Annotated in this window: 14 protein-coding genes; 5 read left to right on the forward strand and 9 right to left on the reverse strand. The window is 65.0% G+C overall.

Annotation, left to right across the window (positions count from 1 at the left end; all coding sequences use genetic code 11):
* Window positions 1–233: 233 nt before the first annotated feature.
* Window positions 234–1,397, reverse strand: a complete 1,164-nt coding sequence (locus tag ACFW0B_RS01940) for a type III PLP-dependent enzyme (protein ID WP_449146262.1) — start codon at window positions 1,395–1,397, stop codon at window positions 234–236.
* A gap of 487 nt (window positions 1,398–1,884) precedes the next feature.
* On the opposite strand from ACFW0B_RS01940, the gene ACFW0B_RS01945 reads away from it, so the two are divergent.
* The 3 genes from ACFW0B_RS01945 to ACFW0B_RS01955 all read left to right on the forward strand — a co-directional run bounded on the left by ACFW0B_RS01945 (window position 1,885) and on the right by ACFW0B_RS01955 (window position 5,807).
* Window positions 1,885–3,159, forward strand: coding sequence for a cation:proton antiporter (locus ACFW0B_RS01945; RefSeq protein ID WP_449146263.1), 1,275 nt, complete (start codon window positions 1,885–1,887; stop codon window positions 3,157–3,159).
* Between the two features lie 143 nt (window positions 3,160–3,302).
* Entirely contained in the window at window positions 3,303–4,886 is a 1,584-nt protein-coding gene (locus ACFW0B_RS01950; protein WP_449146264.1) for a peptide chain release factor 3, read from the forward strand.
* A gap of 468 nt (window positions 4,887–5,354) precedes the next feature.
* Window positions 5,355–5,807: an REP-associated tyrosine transposase gene (locus ACFW0B_RS01955; protein WP_449146265.1), complete on the forward strand. Its 453-nt coding sequence runs from the start codon at window positions 5,355–5,357 to the stop codon at window positions 5,805–5,807.
* A 269-nt stretch (window positions 5,808–6,076) separates the two neighbouring features.
* Here ACFW0B_RS01955 and ACFW0B_RS01960 read toward each other — a convergent pair whose 3' ends face one another.
* The gene (locus tag ACFW0B_RS01960; protein WP_449146266.1) at window positions 6,077–7,090 is read right to left on the reverse strand and encodes a M14 family metallopeptidase; all 1,014 of its coding nucleotides are present in this window, start codon (window positions 7,088–7,090) and stop codon (window positions 6,077–6,079) included.
* Window positions 7,091–7,188: 98 nt separating this feature from the next.
* On the opposite strand from ACFW0B_RS01960, the gene ACFW0B_RS01965 reads away from it, so the two are divergent.
* Entirely contained in the window at window positions 7,189–7,812 is a 624-nt protein-coding gene (locus ACFW0B_RS01965) for a TetR family transcriptional regulator C-terminal domain-containing protein (RefSeq protein WP_449146267.1), read from the forward strand.
* A 22-nt stretch (window positions 7,813–7,834) separates the two neighbouring features.
* Here ACFW0B_RS01965 and ACFW0B_RS01970 read toward each other — a convergent pair whose 3' ends face one another.
* The 4 genes from ACFW0B_RS01970 to ACFW0B_RS01985 all read right to left on the reverse strand — a co-directional run bounded on the left by ACFW0B_RS01970 (window position 7,835) and on the right by ACFW0B_RS01985 (window position 12,171).
* A complete protein-coding gene (locus ACFW0B_RS01970; RefSeq protein WP_449146268.1) occupies window positions 7,835–8,530 on the reverse strand; it encodes an ABC transporter permease subunit in 696 nt (231 codons plus the stop codon).
* 13 nt (window positions 8,531–8,543) lie between these two features.
* Window positions 8,544–9,254, reverse strand: coding sequence for an ABC transporter permease (locus ACFW0B_RS01975; RefSeq protein ID WP_449146269.1), 711 nt, complete (start codon window positions 9,252–9,254; stop codon window positions 8,544–8,546).
* A gap of 61 nt (window positions 9,255–9,315) precedes the next feature.
* On the reverse strand, window positions 9,316–10,101 hold the full coding sequence (locus tag ACFW0B_RS01980; RefSeq protein ID WP_449146270.1) for a transporter substrate-binding domain-containing protein: 786 nt from the start codon (window positions 10,099–10,101) through the stop codon (window positions 9,316–9,318).
* Between the two features lie 66 nt (window positions 10,102–10,167).
* Window positions 10,168–12,171, reverse strand: coding sequence for an aminotransferase class I/II-fold pyridoxal phosphate-dependent enzyme (locus ACFW0B_RS01985; protein WP_449146271.1), 2,004 nt, complete (start codon window positions 12,169–12,171; stop codon window positions 10,168–10,170).
* Window positions 12,172–12,399: 228 nt separating this feature from the next.
* Between ACFW0B_RS01985 and ACFW0B_RS01990 the strand changes: the two genes are divergently transcribed.
* Window positions 12,400–13,173 carry a TatD family hydrolase gene (locus tag ACFW0B_RS01990; protein ID WP_449146272.1) on the forward strand — a complete coding sequence of 258 codons (774 nt, stop codon included), beginning with the start codon at window positions 12,400–12,402 and terminating at the stop codon, window positions 13,171–13,173.
* Between the two features lie 247 nt (window positions 13,174–13,420).
* Here ACFW0B_RS01990 and ACFW0B_RS25965 read toward each other — a convergent pair whose 3' ends face one another.
* The 3 genes from ACFW0B_RS25965 to ampD all read right to left on the reverse strand — a co-directional run bounded on the left by ACFW0B_RS25965 (window position 13,421) and on the right by ampD (window position 17,080).
* On the reverse strand, window positions 13,421–15,451 hold the full coding sequence (locus ACFW0B_RS25965; protein ID WP_459251678.1) for a methyl-accepting chemotaxis protein: 2,031 nt from the start codon (window positions 15,449–15,451) through the stop codon (window positions 13,421–13,423).
* A gap of 227 nt (window positions 15,452–15,678) precedes the next feature.
* Window positions 15,679–16,515: a regulatory signaling modulator protein AmpE gene (ampE, locus tag ACFW0B_RS02005; RefSeq protein WP_449146273.1), complete on the reverse strand. Its 837-nt coding sequence runs from the start codon at window positions 16,513–16,515 to the stop codon at window positions 15,679–15,681.
* Between the two features lie 16 nt (window positions 16,516–16,531).
* Complete coding sequence (ampD, locus tag ACFW0B_RS02010) at window positions 16,532–17,080, reverse strand: 1,6-anhydro-N-acetylmuramyl-L-alanine amidase AmpD (RefSeq protein ID WP_449146274.1); 549 nt, start codon at window positions 17,078–17,080, stop codon at window positions 16,532–16,534.
* Window positions 17,081–17,107 lie beyond the last annotated feature (27 nt).

The following is a 17,107-nucleotide window of genomic DNA, read 5'->3' on the forward strand; positions in this document are numbered from 1 at the left end:
CCCTTGTTGAGATCGGAAATCCCCTACAACCAAGGTGGTCCTCCACCCCCAGGCAGCAACCTTGTGGGGGCGAATTCATTCGCTAAGGGCAACGCAGTTGCCCCATTGGAATCCTCAGGGCAGTCCTTCGGCCTGCTCAGCGATTGAAATCCCCCCACAGGGGAAAACACCGCCCAGCCGCGCAAATGACAAGGCCCGCCATGCGGCGGGCCTTGTTCGAAACGTATTCAGCCTTACAGGTAGTAGGCCTTCAGCGGCGGGAAGCCGTTGAACTCCACTGCGCTGTAGCTGGTGGTGTAGGCGCCGGTGGACAGCCAGTAGAGGCGGTCTTCGGCGGCCAGGTTCAGCGGCAGGCCGTACTTGTAGTTCTCGTACATGATGTCGGCGCTGTCGCAGGTCGGGCCGGCGATCACCACTTCTTCCACTTCGCCCTTCTTCTCGACCCAGATCGGGAACTTGATGGCCTCGTCCATGGTTTCGATCAGGCCGGAGAACTTGCCCACGTCGGTGTAGATCCAGCGCTCGACGGCGGTGCGCGACTTGCGCGCCACCAGCACCACTTCGCTGACCAGGATGCCGGCGTTGGCGATCAGGGAACGGCCCGGCTCCAGGATGATTTCCGGCAGATCGTCGCCGAAGTCTTCCTTGAGGAAGCGGATGATCTCTTCGGCGTAGGTTTCCAGGCTGTTGGTGCGCTGGATGTAGTTGGCCGGGAAGCCGCCGCCCATGTTGATCATCTGCAGGGTGATGCCGTCTTCTTCCTTCAGGCGCTCGAAGATCACCTTGACCTTGGCGATGGCGGCGTCCCAGACGTCGATGTCGCGCTGCTGGCTGCCCACGTGGAAGGACACGCCGTAAGGCACCAGGCCCAGTTGCTTGGCGAGGACCAGCAGGTCCAGGGCCATGTCCGGGTTGCAGCCGAACTTGCGCGACAGCGGCCAGTCGGCCGAGGTGGAACCCTCGGTGAGGATGCGCACGTAGACCTTGGAACCCGGTGCGGCCTTGGCGATGTTGCGCAGGTCGGCTTCGGAGTCGGTGGCGAACAGGCGCACGCCCTTCTCATAGAAGTAGCGGATGTCGCGGGCTTTCTTGATGGTGTTGCCGTAGCTGATGCGCTCCGGGCCGACGCCGGTCTTCATCACCTTGTCCAGCTCATAGATAGAGGCGATGTCGAAGTTCGAGCCCTTGTCGCGTAGCAGTTCGGTGATCTCGGTGGCGGGGTTCGCCTTCACCGCGTAGTAGACCTTGGCGAAGGGGAAGCAGCTCACCAGCTGGTCGTAGGAATCGGCGATGGTCTGCTTGTCGATCACTACGAACGGGGTTTCTTGCTTGTCGGCGAACGCCTTCATGCGCTGGAAAGTTTCACGCGAGAAATAGTCTTCGACCTTGATCGACATGCGGGGGACTCCATATGGCAAAACAGACAAAGGTTGTTAGGGGTGGCCCGGTGTTGCGTTGGACAACAGGCCGGAACGTCTGATCAGTTTCCCCACTTTGGTTCGCCTACTTCCCAAGGCATGTCGCCGAGGATTTTCAGTCTTCCAGGACCTCAAACCTCTCGTCGTCAGTACTTGAGCCGGATGGATCGTTGCCAGCATGGACGTTCGGGCGCGAACTTTAGGACCACAGGAACCGCAGATCAATCAAAAATTGCCGCTTTGCCGCATCCCTTTGTCGCATCACCTGTTGAACGTTTCAAATACTCAACAAAGTGCATGGAATACCGCACAAAACAGGATCCACCACCGCCTTCCCCCTTCGATCACCGCTGACGGTTATGATTCGCCGTCCCGTTCTTTCACGGGCCACTTATTTCGGACGTGCCCCCGGTCCATGGATTGGCCACTGGGGCCCGGTGCCTACCGTTCCAGGAGTACCCTCGCCATGCTCGATCTCGCTGCGGCGTTCATCGCCCTGACCACCCTGCTCACCTATGTCAATTACCGCTTCATCCGCCTGCCGCCGACCATCGGCGTGATGGCCACCGCGCTGGTCTTCTCGCTGATCGCCCAGGGTCTGTCGCTGCTTGGCTATCCGGTGCTGGAAGTGGAAATGCAGGAGATCATCCGCCGCATCGACTTCTCCGCAGTACTGATGACCTGGTTCCTCCCGGCGCTGCTGTTCGCCGGCGCGCTGCACGTCAACCTCGCCGACTTGCGCAACTACAAATGGCCGATCGGCCTGCTCGCCACCCTCGGCGTGCTGATCGCCACCACGGTGATCGGCGTCCTCGCCTACTACACCTTCGCCCTGTTCGGCTGGCACGTGGACTTCATCTACTGCCTGCTGTTCGGCGCACTGATCTCGCCCACCGACCCGATCGCCGTGCTCGGCATCCTCAAATCGGCCGGCGCGCCGAAGCCGCTGGCCACCACCATCGTCGGCGAATCGCTGTTCAACGATGGCACCGCGGTTGTGGTGTTCACCATCCTGCTGGGCATCCTGCAGCTCGGCGAAACGCCCACCGTCAGCGCCACCACCTGGTTGTTCATCCACGAGGCGGTCGGCGGCGTGCTGTTCGGCGCGGCGCTGGGCTACGGGGTGTTCCTGATGATGCGCGGCATCGACCAGTACCAGGTGGAGGTCATGCTCACCCTGGCCCTGGTGATCGGCGGGGCGGCATTGGCCGCGCGGCTGCACGTGTCGGCGCCGATCGCCATGGTGGTAGCCGGCCTGATCATCGGTAACCACGGGCGCAACTACGCGATGTCCGACGAGACCCGCCGCTACATCGACAAGTTCTGGGAGCTGATCGACGAAATCCTCAACGCCCTGCTGTTCGCCCTGATCGGCCTGGAGCTGCTCCTGCTGCCGTTCAACTGGCTGCACGTGGTCGCCGCCTTCGCCCTGGGTGGCGCGGTGCTGGTCTCGCGCCTGCTGACCGTGGCGCCAGCCATCGTGATTCTCCGCCAGCACGCCGCCGGCCGCCGCCAGGTTCCCCGTGGGACCATCCGCATCCTCGCCTGGGGCGGCCTGCGCGGCGGCGTCTCGGTGGCCCTGGCGCTGTCCCTGCCGCTGGGCGAACAGCGTGACCTGCTGCTGAGCCTGACCTATGTGGTGGTGCTCGCCTCGATCCTGATCCAGGGCCTGTCCATCGGCCCGCTGGTGCGCTGGATCTACCGAGGCGAAGCCCCGGTGGCGAACACCGAGACGCACTGAAGCCCCGTTCCGTAGCCAGCGCGCCCCGGCCGCGGCGCGCTGGCTTCGGACTGCTGGTCTCGAAGCGGCCCGGTTTCGCGCTATAATCCCGCGCTTTTCCGGGCCGTCCGCGCCCCGCCACCGATTCCAACGGGCATCAATCCATGACCATCCAGGCCGCCGAAGTCGCGAAACGCCGCACCTTCGCCATCATTTCCCACCCCGACGCCGGTAAGACCACCATCACCGAAAAGCTGCTGCTGATGGGCAAGGCCATCGCCGTGGCCGGTACCGTGAAGTCGCGTAAATCCGACCGTCATGCCACCTCCGACTGGATGGAGATGGAAAAGCAGCGCGGCATCTCCATCACCACCTCGGTGATGCAGTTCCCCTACCGCGAGCACATGATCAACCTGCTCGACACCCCCGGCCACGAAGACTTCTCCGAAGACACCTACCGCACCCTGACCGCGGTGGACTCGGCGCTGATGGTCCTTGACGGCGGCAAGGGCGTCGAGCCGCGCACCATTGCCCTGATGGACGTCTGCCGCCTGCGCGACACGCCCATCGTCAGCTTCATCAACAAGCTGGACCGTGACATCCGCGACCCCATCGAACTGCTCGACGAGATCGAAGCGGTGCTGAAGATCAAGGCTGCGCCCATCACCTGGCCGATCGGCTGCTACAAGGACTTCAAGGGCGTGTACCACCTGGCCCAGGACAAGGTCATCGTCTACACCCCCGGCCACGGTCACGAGCGCACCGAGATGAAGGTGATCGACAAGCTCGACTCGGATGAGGCCCGCGCCCACCTGGGCGACCTCTACGAGCGCTTCATCGAGGAACTGGAACTGGTGCAGGGCGCCTGCCACGAGTTTGACAAGGACGCCTTCCTCAAGGGCGAGATGACCCCGGTATTCTTCGGTACTGCGCTGGGCAACTTCGGTGTCGACCAGGTGCTCGACTGCATCGTCGACTGGGCGCCGCAGCCGCTGTCGCGCGCCACCCATGAGCGCAGCGTCGAGCCTACCGAAGAAAAGTTCTCCGGCTTCGTGTTCAAGATCCAGGCGAACATGGACCCGAAACACCGCGACCGCATCGCCTTCATGCGCATCTGCTCGGGCAAGTACGAGAAAGGCATGAAAATGCGCCACGTGCGCCTGGGCAAGGACGTGAAGATCGCCGACGCCCTGACCTTCTTCTCCAGCGAGCGTGAGCAACTGGAAGAGGCCTATGCCGGCGACATCATCGGCCTGCACAACCACGGCACCATCCAGATCGGTGACACCTTCACCGAAGGCGAGGCGCTGGGCTTCACCGGTATCCCGCACTTCGCCCCGGAACTCTTCCGCCGCGTGCGCCTGAAAGACCCGCTCAAGTCCAAGCAGCTGCGCCAGGGCCTGCAGGAACTGGCCGAGGAAGGCGCTACCCAGGTGTTCTTCCCCGAGCGCAACAACGACATCATCCTCGGCGCCGTGGGCGTGCTGCAGTTCGATGTGGTCGCCAGCCGCCTGAAGGAGGAATACAAGGTGGAATGCGCCTACGAGGCGATCAACGTCTGGTCGGCGCGCTGGATCGAGTGCAAGGACGAGAAGAAGCTCAAGGAGTTCCAGGACAAGGCCTTCGAGAACCTTGCCGTGGACGGCGGCGGCCACCTCACCTACCTGGCCCCGACCCGCGTCAACCTCAGCCTGATGGAAGAACGCTGGCCGGACGTGAAATTCCGCGCCACCCGCGAGCACCACTGACGACACCGCCGCAGGAGCGAGCTTGCTCGCGAAAAGGGCCCCGCCCATTCGCCAGCAAGCTGGCTCCTACATATTGTGCCCCTGCACCATCCGGCACGCCCCCTGCCCGCGCTGATCCTGTAGGAGCGAGCTTGCTCGCGAAGCAGCCACATCCATTCGCCAGCAAGCTGGCTCCTACAATGCGTGCCTTGCACCATCCGGACTGCCTCCCTGCCCGCGCTGATCCTGTAGGAGCGAGCTTGCTCGCGAAGCAGCCCCATCCATTCGCCAGCAAGCTGGCTCCTACATATTGTGCCCCTGCACCATCCGGCACGCCCCCTGCCCGCGCTGATCCTGTAGGAGCGAGCTTGCTCGCGAAGCAGCCCCATCCATTCGCCAGCAAGCTGGCTCCTACATTACGTCCCCTTGTGCCATCCGGCCTGCTCACGCAACGCTCCCCGTCCCGGTCCGGATAGAGGAGCGCAATCGATGCGCTATCAAGGACGAAACCTGCGCAAAGGCCGCCTCTCCGAGCCCGGCCGAATCTACCTGCTGACCACCGTTACCCACAAGCGCGCTCCGCTGTTCGCCCATTGGGAAAATGCCTGCGTGGTCGCGCGGGAAATCCACGCCATGCAGGATCCGGCAAGGCTGGAAACCCTCGCCTGGGTGCTGATGCCGGACCATCTGCATTGGCTCGTTCGACTGAACTCCGGGGCCCTGGGAGAACATGTCCGGCGAATGAAGTCACGCTCTGCCATAGGCGTGAATAAATTGCGGAATAACAGCGGCCGGTTCTGGCAACAGGGCTTTCACGACCATGCCCTTCGCAGGGAAGAGGATTTGAAGGATGTCGCTCGCTACATCGTCGCCAACCCTCTGCGTGCCGGACTTGTCAAGAAACTGGCTGACTATCCGTTCTGGAACGCTGTCTGGCTGTAACTGTAGGAGCGAGCTTGCTCGCGAAAAGGCCCCCCATTCGCCAGCAAGCTGGCTCCTACAATGCGTGCCTTGCACCATCCGGACTGCCTCCCTGCCCGCGCTGTGCCTGTAGGAGCGAGCTTGCTCGCGAAAAGGCCCCCCCATTCGCCAGCAAGCTGGCTCCTACAATGCGTGCCTTGCACCAGCCGGACTGCCTCCCTGCCCGCGCTGTGCCTGTAGGAGCGAGCTTGCTCGCGAAAAAGCCCCCCCATTCGCCAGCAAGCTGGCTCCTACGGATCGAGCGCGCCCGAGGTCCAGGTGCTCGAAGTTTCGGAGCCGGTGAACTTGGCGGCAATCGCTCCCGCCTGGATCAGCCGGTCACCATGGCGAGTGACCATCAGCCCGCTCTGCGGCGCCAGCAGCCGATGCTCGCTGGAAGGATCACCGGGCACGGCGACGATGCGCGCGAAACACTCTCCCGCCTGAACCACATCACCCAGTTCGCGCTCGAATACCAGCACCCCGGATACCGGCGCGAAGACCGTTTCCATATGCCCGATGGGCACCGCCCGCCCCTGCCATGAGGGCAACTGCGCCGGCTCGGCGATCAGCCCGCGGACGCAGAGGAAGCGGTAGATCCCATCGGCATCCTGCTGCGCCAGGGCGTCGCTCACGTCCCCCTGGCCGCGCAGCTCGACGGTGGACACCAGGCGCCCCTCGAAGCGCCCTTCCGCGAGCCAGGGCGCAATCACCACTTCCTCGAAGGCGCCATCGCTGTCGCCTTCCCAGATGATCGCCACTTCGGCCCCGAGCGCCGCCGCCAGGTCCTGGCCGGCGGGCCAGAAGCACTGATGCAGGTAGACGTACGGCAGCGCCTGCTCATCCGTGTGCAGGTCGAGGACGATGTCGGCGTCCGCCGCGAGCACGGCCAGCGCCTTCTGCCAGACCGCCAGGTTGCCGACCGGCCTGGCCTGCGCGAGCGACTCCGGGAACCCACGGTTGAAGTTCCTGCCGCTGGCCTCGTGCAGCCGCCCGAGGATGCGCCCCTGGCGGAACTGGCCGATGCCCAGCGGATTGGCCTGGGGCACCACCGTCACGCAGCCGCGCAGCAGGCCCTTCTCGGCGGCCTCGATCAGGCGCGGCAGCAACTTGTGCAGCACCAGCATGCCGGCGATCTCATCGGCATGGACACCCGCCTGCAGATGAACCCTGGGGCCCGGCCTGCCACTGTCCAGGCGCCAGGCCGGCACCCGCAGCATGGCGCCGGAATCCCCCGGCACGCAGAGCGATACGTCTTCGATCATGTCCTGTCTCCTCATGGTCGCCGGAGCGCTCCGGACGGTTGGTTTGTCATCGAGCCAGGCGCTACTATCCCGGCCTATCGAGCGAAGGAAATCGCCCCTTGGATACACCCCGCGAAAGACAGCCCCGCACCAACCCTGACGAACGCCGCGAGCATCTGGTGCGCGCCGCCCTGCGCTGCCTGGTCGCCGAGGGACATGCCGGCATTTCGGTGCGCCGCATCGCCAGGGAGGCCAATGTCGCCGTTGGACTGATCAATCACTACTTCGGCAGTATCGACGCCCTGGTCGCGCAGGCCTACGAGACCCTCGCCAGCGAGGTCAACCAGGCCCTGATGGCACGCATCGAAGCCGCCGGACCGGCGCCTGCCGCGCGCCTCGAAGCCTACCTCACCGGCTACTTCTCGCCGCTCACCCTCGACCCCGACCTGCTCAGTCCCTGGGTGGTGTTCTGGAGCCTGATCCGCCATTCCCCGCAAGTGAACGAAGCCCACGAACGCACCTACGGCGGTTCTCTGGTGCTGCTGGAGCAACTGCTCTCGGAGCTGGCCAGGGAAGAAGGTTTTGCCATCGCCAAACCACGCCTGGCGGCCATCGCCCTGTCGGCCATGCTCGACGGCCTGTGGCTGGAATGGTGCCTGAACCCCGCCAACTTCAGCGCCGAGGAAGGACTGGAAATCAGCCGCCGCTGGGTCGACAGCCTGCGCCGCGGCGCTTACGCCTGAACCCTACAAGGTAAAGCTCCTCCTAATTCGCCCGGCGAAACATGCTGCGTCGCTCCGCCAAGCCGAAACCCGTTTCGATCATGAACGTCAGGCAGATGTAGATGCCCGCCACCAGCAGCAATGGCTGGTAGACCTGGAAGGTCTGCGCACGCACCACGTTGGCGGCGCCCAGCAGGTCCACCACTGCCACGGTCGAAGCCAGCGCCGTGGACTTGAGCAGCATCACCGTTTCACCGGCCAGCGTTGGCAATAGCAAGCGGAGCGCCCGGGGCAGCCAGACCCGGAACAGCACCAGGCGCTGGCGCATGCCGAAGGCGGCGGCGGCCTCCAGTTCCCCCCGGGGCACCGACTTCATGCCCCCGCGAATCACCTCCCCCACATAGGCCCCCACCGAGAGCACCAGGGCGATGACGATGTACCAGAAACCATCGCGCAGGTAGGGCCAGAGGAAGCTGCCGCGGATCAGCGGGAACTGGGCGAACAGGCTGCCCAGGCCGTAATAGAAGATGTAGATCTGCACCAGCAGCGGCGTGCCGCGAATCACGCTGGTGTAGGCGAGGCTCGCCCCCGCCAGCAGCGGGTTGCGTGACATCCGCGCCAGGGCGACCAGCAGTGCCAGGGCGAAGCCCAGCACGGCGGAGATGACGAGGATGAGCAAGGTGGTGCCGAGGCCGCTGAGCAGCAGTTTGCCGTAGTCGAAGATCCAGGTAGCGGTCATTGCCTGCCCTCGCTCACACCGACGGGGTCCAGCGACGGAAGCGCCGCTCGAGCCAGCCAGACAACAGGTTGGAGAGCACCGTCAGCAGGTAATAGAACGCCGCCGCGGTGAGATAGAAGGTCAGGTAGGAGCGTGTGGACCCGGCCGCCTGTTTGGCGGTGAAGAGCAGTTCGTTGGTGCCCACCACGCTGATCAGGGCGCTGTCCTTGATCAGGTTGACCCAGAGGTTGGCCATGCCCGCCAGCGCGTTGGGCGCCATGATCGGCAGGGTCACGCGCCGGAACAGGCTGAAACCGTTCATGCCGAAAGCGCGTGCCGCTTCGATCTGGCCATGGGGGATTGCCTGGATGGCACCCCGGAAGATTTCCGAGGCGTAGGCGCCCTGCACCAGCCCGAGCACCGCGATCGCCACCACGGTGCCGTTGAGCTTGACGTCGCCGTGGCCAAGCCAGGCGAACAGCTGGTTCAGCCCCATCGAACCGACGTAGTAGAGCAGGAGGATCAGCAACAGCTCGGGCACCGCCCGGCACAGGGTCGTGTAGCCGCGCATCAGTTGCGCCACGGGGCGCGGGCCATTGAGCTTGCCCATGGCGACGGCCAGGCCGATCAGCATGCCGACCAGGAAGGCGCCGACGGAAATCTGCAGGGTTACCCACAACCCCTTCAGCAGCGCCGGTCCCCAGCCCTGGGCACCGAAGCCGACCAGTTCAAAGTAAGACTGCATTGCAGGCCCTCATCCAGGCGAAAAGCGCGCCATCCCGACCAGGCCGGGATGGCGTCGGAGGTCACTGCTTCGGCGCAACGCTGACGTCGAAGTACTTGGCGGAGATGGCCTTGTAATCCTCGCTGGCCAGCAGCTTGCCGATGGCCTCGTCGAGCCTGGCCTTGAGGGCGGTGTCTTCCTTGCGCAGGCCGGCCCCCACGCCACGGCCGAACAGCGGGTCATGGGGCACCAGGCCCTTGTTCTCGATACCCGCGGCCTGCGCATCGGGGGATTTGAGGAAGGCGCTGATGGCAATGCCATCGGCCATCATCAGGTCGATGCGCCCCGCCACCAGGTCGGCGTTCACCGAATCCTGGGTGTCGTAGTAGCGCACGTCGGCGATGCCGTCGTAGTACTTCTTCAGGTAGTTGGAACTCACGGTGGAGAGCTGCACGCCGATCGCCTTGCCCTTGAGTCCTTCCGGGGTGATGGCGATATCCAGCGCTGCGGGGGCGGCCACTGCCACCGGGGTGTCGTAGTAGGCGCGGCTGAAGGCGATCTGCTTTTCGCGCTCCTCGGTAACCGACATCGAGTTGAAGATCACGTCGACCTTCTTCGCCATCAGCGCGGGAATCAGCCCGTCCCAGGCCACCTCGTCGATCTCGCACTCGGCCTTCATCTGCGCGCAGAGGGCGTGGATCAGGTCAGGCTCGAAGCCCGCCCACTGGCCATTCGGCTGTTTGCTGGAGAATGGCGGGTAGGGTTCGGCCGCCATCGCGAACTTCAGGGTCTCGGCCTGGGCGCCTGCCGCGCCGGCCATGAGCATTACCGCACCTGCCATCCAACGTGCCAGTTGAGACTTCTTCATGGTTTCCGCCCTGCTTGATGTTGTTGTGGTTAGAGCTTTTCGAACTGGCCGCACCGGCGGCCGGAGTCAACGATTCTGGTGTGCCGTGACGAACTGCCGGCAACGCTCGCTGCGCGGCCGCAGGAAGACCTCCTGGGGTGGCCCTTCTTCTTCGATGCGCCCCTGGTGAAGGAAGGCGACGTGGCTGGAAACGTCGCGGGCAAAGGCCATTTCGTGGGTGACCAGGATCATGGTGCGGCCCTCTTCGGCCAGGGAGCGGATCACCCGCAACACCTCGCCGACCAGTTCCGGGTCGAGCGCCGAAGTGGGCTCGTCGAACAGCATCACCTTGGGCTCCACCGCCAGCGCACGGGCAATAGCCACCCGCTGCTGCTGGCCACCGGAAAGGAATGACGGGTATTCGTGGCGCTTGGCGGCCAGGCCGACCCGCTCCAGCAGGGCCTCGGCGCGATCGATGGCTTCGGCGCGGGTTTCGCGCAGGACCTGGATCGGCGCTTCGATGAGGTTCTCCAGCACGGTGCGGTGGGGCCAGAGGTTGAAGCTCTGGAACACCATGCCGAGCCGCGAGCGGATGCGGGTCAGTTGCTTCTGGTCCGCCACCACGGGCTCGCCGATGCGGTTGGTGGTGAGGCGGATGCTCTCGCCGTCGACCTTGACCGTGCCCTGGTTGGGAATTTCCAGCATGTTGATGCAGCGCAGCAGGGTGCTCTTGCCCGAGCCGCTGGCGCCGATCAGGGAGACGACGCCACCCTCCCGCGCGGTCAGCGAAACGCCCTTGAGCACTTCGAACTGGCCGAAACGTTTGTGGATGGAATCCACCTCCACCATCTTCGGCACCTCCGCTGCGGCCGCACTGGCGCCAGGTGCAGCAGTGGTGATGACCTCGATGACCGGGGCCGGCTTCAGGCCGGAGGCGAAGCGGCGGATGCGTGCACAGGCGTCCGCCAGCTGCTCCTCGCCCAGGCTGTAGGAGATCCGCACGAAACCGCTGGCGGCAGGGCCGAAGGCGGCGGCATCGAGGACCGCGACACCGGTTTCGCGGAACAGCTGCCAGGCGAATTCCAGGGAGCTGAGGCCGCTGCCCCGCACATCCAGCAGAACGAACATGCCCGCCTCGGGCCTGAGTACCTTGAGCGGCGCGCAGTCCTGCAGCGCGTCCACCACCAGGTCGCGGCGACGCCGGTAGAGCTCGCGCATCCCGGCAGTCACCTGGTCGTAGGCGAGCACCGCGGCCAGCGCGGCTTCCTGCACGAAACCCGGGAGCCCATAGAGCATGTTGAGCGCAAGGTTCTCGATGTGCGCCACCAGCGCCGGGCTGGCGACCACCCAGCCGGTGCGCCAGCCGGTCATGGCGTGGGACTTGGACAGGCTGCCGATGCTCACGGTGCGCTCGCGCATGCCGTCGAGGGTGGCGAAGTACTGGTGCGGCTGCTCGAAGGTGAGGCTCTCGTAGACCTCGTCCACCACCACCCACAGATCGTGCTGCCGGGCCAGGTCGGCGATGGCCTGCATCTCTTCCGCACTCAGCACCACGCCGGTCGGGTTGTTCGGGTTGGCGAAGAAGATGGCTCGGGTACGCTCGCTGATGGCGCCCTTCAGGGCCTCGAGGTCGGGACGGAATCCGCCCGCTGCCGGACAAGGCACCCGCACCAGACTGGCGCCGGTCGCCTTCAGGGTGGCTTCGTAGGTGACGTAGACCGGGTCGAAGACGATGACTTCATCCCCCGCTTCCAGCAGGCACATGGCGGCCGCATAAAGGCCGTTCTGCGCCCCCGCCACGAGGATGGCGCTGTCTGCCGAAACCGCCTGCCCGGTGAGGCGGCCATGCAGCTCGGCAATGGCCTGGCGCAGCTCGGGGCGGCCGGCGACGTCGCAGTAATGGGTATCGCCGGCGCGAAGGGCTTCGATGGCGGCGTTGGTGATGGGTTCGGGGGTGGCGAAATCCGGGTCGCCAATGCTGAGGACTATCACGTCCTCGCCCGCGCGCTGGGCGGCGATGGCCGCGTAGTGAATATCCCAGGCTGCTGTGCCTGGCCCTGCCATTCTCTCCACAAGCGAAGCGAAACGCATGTTCGGGCCCCATTGCAAATGGTGGAATCCGGGTCACGTGGTTGCATCGGCGAACCGGCGAGTGGCCCAACCATAGCCAAGCATGAACGAGTGTTCAATAACTTTTTTCGCCCTGCTCCAGCGGCCTCGCGCAATGCCCCGAGACAGAGCGGATGCACCATAAAAAACGCCCCGAAAGCCCCGGGAATGGGCATGCCAGGCGGGTTCCGGCGGTATATGCTGGCGACCATGCTGATCGATACCCACAACCACCTGGATTTCCCCGATTTCGACGCCGACCGCGACGAGGTGCTGGCGCGCTGCCGCGCCCTGGGCGTGCTGCGCCAGGTCCTGCTCGGGGTGTTCCGCGACAACTGGCAGCGGGTCTGGGACCTGGCCAACGCCGAGGACGGCTTCTACACCACCCTCGGCCTGCATCCGGTCTATCTGGCGCACCACCGGGACCAGCATCTGCTCGAACTGCGCGAGTGGCTGGAACGCCATGCCGGCCACCCAAAGCTGTGCGCCGTGGGGGAAATCGGCCTGGACTATTTCGTCCCCGAACTGGACCGCGACGCCCAGCAGCGTCTGTTCGAAGCCCAGCTGGCCCTGGCGGCCGAGTTCGAATTGCCGCCCCTGCTCCATGTCCGGCGCAGCCACGCGGCGGTGATCGCCACCCTCAAGCGCTTCCGCCTCAAGCGCCCCGGCATCGTCCACGCCTTCGCCGGTAGCGTTGAAGAAGCGAAGGAATACCGCAAGCTGGGCTTTCGCCTCGGCCTCGGCGGTGCCCCCACCTGGCCCCAGGCCAATCGCCTGCGCAAAGTGGTGGCCCAGCTGCCGCTGGAAGACATCGTGCTGGAAACCGACTCGCCGGACATGGCGCCCGCCATGCACCCTTACGGGCGTAACAGTCCGGAGTTCCTGCCGGACATCTGCGCGGCACTGGCACAGATTCGCGGCGTCACGCCCGAGGAACTGGCCGAGGCCAGCACGCGCAATGCCTGTGAGGTGTTCGGCTGGTAGCCCTGCCGGCGGGGCGGCTTCTTCCCTGTGACACCCGGCAAGACTGTGGGCTTCAGCCCACCATCGCCGGTCCGCGTGGGCTAAAGCTCACCCTACCAGGCTGGCAGCACTGGCAGCGGAGCGGCTCCTCCTTGTGGGGGCGAATTCATTCGCTAAGCAGACCGCAGGTCTGCCTTGGAGCCCGGGGCAGCTGCGCTGCCCTTCGCGAATGAATTCGCCCCCCACAATGGCACCCGGCAAGTCAGAGTCACACGCGGAACGCGCCGATCAACTGTTTGAGCTGAGCCACCTGGCCGGAGAGTTCGCGGCTCGCCTGCTCGGTCTGGTTCGCCCCCTGGGCGGTGCGCTCGCCGGCGTGGTTGATCTCGACAATGTTGCGGTCGATATCGTGGGCCACGGCGGTCTGCTGCTCGGCGGCGGCGGCGATCTGCTGGTTCTGGTCGACGATCATGCCCACCGCGCCAAGGATGTTCTCCAGCGCCGCCTGCACCCTGCCGGACTGGCTGACGGTGCCATCGGCCATCTGGTGGCTGGTGTTCATCGCCTTCACCGCCGCGCCGACGCCACCTTGCAGCTTGACGATCATCTGCTCGATTTCCTCGGTGGACTGCTGGGTACGCTTGGCCAGGGTGCGCACCTCGTCCGCCACCACGGCGAAGCCGCGCCCCTGCTCGCCGGCGCGCGCCGCTTCGATGGCGGCGTTCAAGGCCAGCAGGTTGGTCTGCTCGGCAATGCCCTTGATCACTTCCAGCACGCGGCTGATGGAGGCGCTGTCCGCCGCCAGCTGGTTGATCACGCTCACCGACTGATCGATTTCGCTGGCCAGCTTCTCGATGCTGCCCAACTGCGATTCCACCAGCGCACGGCCGCTGACGGTTTCCTGGTTGACGCTTTGCGCGCTGTCCACCGCCTGGGCGGCGCTGCGCGCCACTTCCTGCGCGGTGGCGGACATCTGGTTCATCGCCGTGGCCACCTGTTCGATCTGGCTGCGCTGCCCGGCCACCGCCTGGTTGCTTTCGCCGGAAACCTGCTCCACGCGGCCGGCCTGGCGTTCCACTTCGGCCACGGTATGGCCCACCAGCTCGATCAGGTCATGGATCTTCGCCACGGTGCCGTTGAACACCTGGCCCAGCTCGCCCAGTTCGTCGCGGCTTTCGGCGCGGAAGCTGACGGTCATGTCACCGGCCGCGACCTGGTCCATCACCTTGCCCAGGCTCTTCAGCGTGGTGCGGGTGGAGACGTAGAAACCGCTGTAGAGGTAGAGGATGGCGAGGAACACCACCAGCAGCGCGACAACCAGCAGCACGGTCTGCATGCGCTTGTCGGCGAGGCGGCTTTCCAGCTCGGCCTTGAGGAAGGCCAGGGCGCCGTCGTTGAGCTGATAGGTCTTCTCCAGCGAAGCGCTGACCTGGTCGTAGAACTGCTGCCAGGGCGTGCTGAGGGTGTCGGCCATGATCACCTGCTCTTCGAACAGCGAGGCGCTCTGTTTGAGGGTGTCGCGGCTGGCCGCAGTCAGGCCGTCCAGAGCCTGGTGGCCACGCGGACTGCCCTCCAGGGCATCGGCGATCTTCAGGCCGTACTCGGCGTTGAGCTTGTCCAGATCCAGCAGCAGGTCGTCCAGCTTGGTGCTGGCGGCCGAGTTGAGGAAGCCCTGGCCAAGGGAATAGGCGCCTATGGCGCGGCCCTGGCCGAGGGTCCGGGTCACCTGCGGCGTGGCGGTGGTGATCAGCTCGGTGATCTGCCGCACGTCGGCCTGCTCGTCCTGGCTGAGGCCCGCCTGGACCGCGACGAACTTGATGAAGACCTGGGCATTGCCCAGCAGCTTCTCGATCATCGCGCTCTTGCTCTGCAGCGAGGTTTCCACCTTGGCCGCCTGCAGGGCACCGAGCAGTTCGTCGCGCTTGCTGTTGAAGGCCTCGACCTGCGCGGGTTCGGAAGCCACCGGCGCCAGCCCCTGGAGGGTCGATAGCAGTTCCTGCTCGAGCGAGACGATACGCTTTTCCAGGTCCCCGGCCTGACCGGACTGGCCGATCATCGCGTTGATCAGGACCAGGTCGTTGAGGCTCTCCAGGCTGCGGCGCACATTCAGGCTGGCGCCCAGCAGGTCGAGGCTCTGCAGTTCGGAGCGGGTACTGACGAATTGGCGGTAGGCGTCGCGCACCAGATAGAAATTGGTGATCGACATCGGCAGGAAAAACAGAACGCTGATCAGACTGAACTTCATCCCGAAGCTGAGGCGGTTCATCAGCGCGATGGCAGGATACAACAGGGTCTTCACAAGACTTCTCCTGTTTTCATTTATTGTTCTGGGCGCGCTCAGCCAGCGCCATGCAGCGTCCCCACGCTGCATGGCGCCGTCCGACTCACTCAGATGAATCCGTGAGCCAAGTCAGAAAATTCCGGCGCGCCCAACTGTGTACGCGATATCGGCAGGAGTTTCTGTAATTAAAGGTTAAGCGAGGCGGGACCCGCCCGGCGGTAGCTCGGGCGGGCGAACGGTGGACGTCAGAACAGCAGGGCCCAGACGGCGAAACCGGCGTACCAGAGCACGGCGGCGCGAACCAGCAGTTGCCAGAGGGCGTCGAGGGTTGCGACACCCAGGTCGCCGGTGGTGGGCTCCGGCAATTCGGCGGCGGCGCGGCCAGCCAGTTCGATGTAGCGCCGCGCTGGAATTTCCCAGCTCAGCAGCTCATGCAACAGCACCCGGCTGACACCGACGAAATTGCCCACCAGCGAGAAACTGGCCGCCAATACGCGCACCGGCAGCCAGTCGAAGGCATGGCGGATCATCTCGGCGCGTTCGCGCAGCGCGGGCGCGGCGGCATGCTCCGAGGCCAGTGCGAGCAGCCGGTAGGCCAAGGCCGCCACCGGGCCGAGCAGCGCGTACCAGAAAATCACCGCGAAAAAGCCCTGATAGGCCTGCCACAGCTGATAGCCCTGCACTTGCTGCAGCAGGTCGCTGCCCTCGTCCGCTTCCAGCCCGAGGTCGCGCTCGGCGACATGGTAGGCGCCCTGGGTATCGCCGCGCCGCCAGGCATCGCGGAAGGGGCCGATATCGGCCAGCACGTCGCCGCGGCCCAGGCTGTAGATGATCACCAACAAGTGCACCGGCAGCGCCAGCCAGCCATAGGCAAACGGCTCCAGGGCCAGCAGCACCAGCGCCAGCAACACCAGGGGCAGCAGCACCAGCAGCGCCAGGATCGCCCAGGGGCGCCCACTCATGCGCGGATTGGCTTCGGCCCTGGCCAGTTCCCTGAGCCAGAAACCATCCTGCTGGATATGCCGGCGCCAGGCGGAGAATTTCTCGATCCAGAGCACCAGCAACAACACCAGAAAATACATGGGTCCCTCCTTGTTCCTATTGTTTGAGCGCGGCCCGCAAACGCTGCCAGTCGAACGCCGGCCCCGGGTCGGTCTTGCGCCCGGGAGCGATGTCGCTATGGCCGCAGATGCGTTCCGGCGTGATGGCCGGATAGGCAAGCCGCAACTGCTCCACCAATGCGATCAGCGAAGCGTACTGAGGTTCCGTGAACGCCAGGTCATCGGTGCCTTCCAGTTCAACGCCTACGGAAAAGTCATTGCAGTTGTCCCGCCCCTCGAACAGCGACACACCGGCATGCCAAGCACGTTCCCGGCAGGAAACGAACTGGGTGACGGCGCCATCGCGCTCGATCAGGAAATGCGCCGACACCCTGAGGTCGCAGATGCCCTCGAAATAGGGGTGCTCGCTGGGGTCGAGACGATTCTGGAAGAATTCCTGCACCTTGCCCGTGCCGAACTGGGCAGGCGGCAGGCTGATGTTGTGGATCACCAGCAGGGACACTTCCCCCTGCGGGCGACTATTGAAGTTGGGCGATGGGCAATGGCTGATGCCCTGGCACCAACCGGATGCGGGGTCCAGCTGCATATCGGCTCCTTGGTCTGCCGCCCACTT

Origin of the sequence: Metapseudomonas phytobenefica (genome assembly GCF_043392685.1) — a bacterium.
In the GTDB taxonomy this organism is placed as follows: domain Bacteria; phylum Pseudomonadota; class Gammaproteobacteria; order Pseudomonadales; family Pseudomonadaceae; genus Metapseudomonas.

Coding starts and splice junctions, on each gene's coding strand:
- ACFW0B_RS01950 (WP_449146264.1), top strand. CDS start 3,303: ATGACCATCCAGGCCGCCGAAGTCGCGAAACGCCGCACCTTCGCCATC.
- ACFW0B_RS01945 (WP_449146263.1), top strand. CDS start 1,885: ATGCTCGATCTCGCTGCGGCGTTCATCGCCCTGACCACCCTGCTCACC.
- ACFW0B_RS01980 (WP_449146270.1), bottom strand. CDS start 10,101: ATGAAGAAGTCTCAACTGGCACGTTGGATGGCAGGTGCGGTAATGCTC.
- ACFW0B_RS01985 (WP_449146271.1), bottom strand. CDS start 12,171: ATGCGTTTCGCTTCGCTTGTGGAGAGAATGGCAGGGCCAGGCACAGCA.
- ACFW0B_RS01960 (WP_449146266.1), bottom strand. CDS start 7,090: ATGATCGAAGACGTATCGCTCTGCGTGCCGGGGGATTCCGGCGCCATG.
- ACFW0B_RS01955 (WP_449146265.1), top strand. CDS start 5,355: ATGCGCTATCAAGGACGAAACCTGCGCAAAGGCCGCCTCTCCGAGCCC.
- ACFW0B_RS01990 (WP_449146272.1), top strand. CDS start 12,400: ATGCTGATCGATACCCACAACCACCTGGATTTCCCCGATTTCGACGCC.
- ACFW0B_RS01940 (WP_449146262.1), bottom strand. CDS start 1,397: ATGTCGATCAAGGTCGAAGACTATTTCTCGCGTGAAACTTTCCAGCGC.
- ACFW0B_RS01970 (WP_449146268.1), bottom strand. CDS start 8,530: ATGACCGCTACCTGGATCTTCGACTACGGCAAACTGCTGCTCAGCGGC.
- ACFW0B_RS01975 (WP_449146269.1), bottom strand. CDS start 9,254: ATGCAGTCTTACTTTGAACTGGTCGGCTTCGGTGCCCAGGGCTGGGGA.
- ampE (WP_449146273.1), bottom strand. CDS start 16,515: ATGTATTTTCTGGTGTTGTTGCTGGTGCTCTGGATCGAGAAATTCTCC.
- ampD (WP_449146274.1), bottom strand. CDS start 17,080: ATGCAGCTGGACCCCGCATCCGGTTGGTGCCAGGGCATCAGCCATTGC.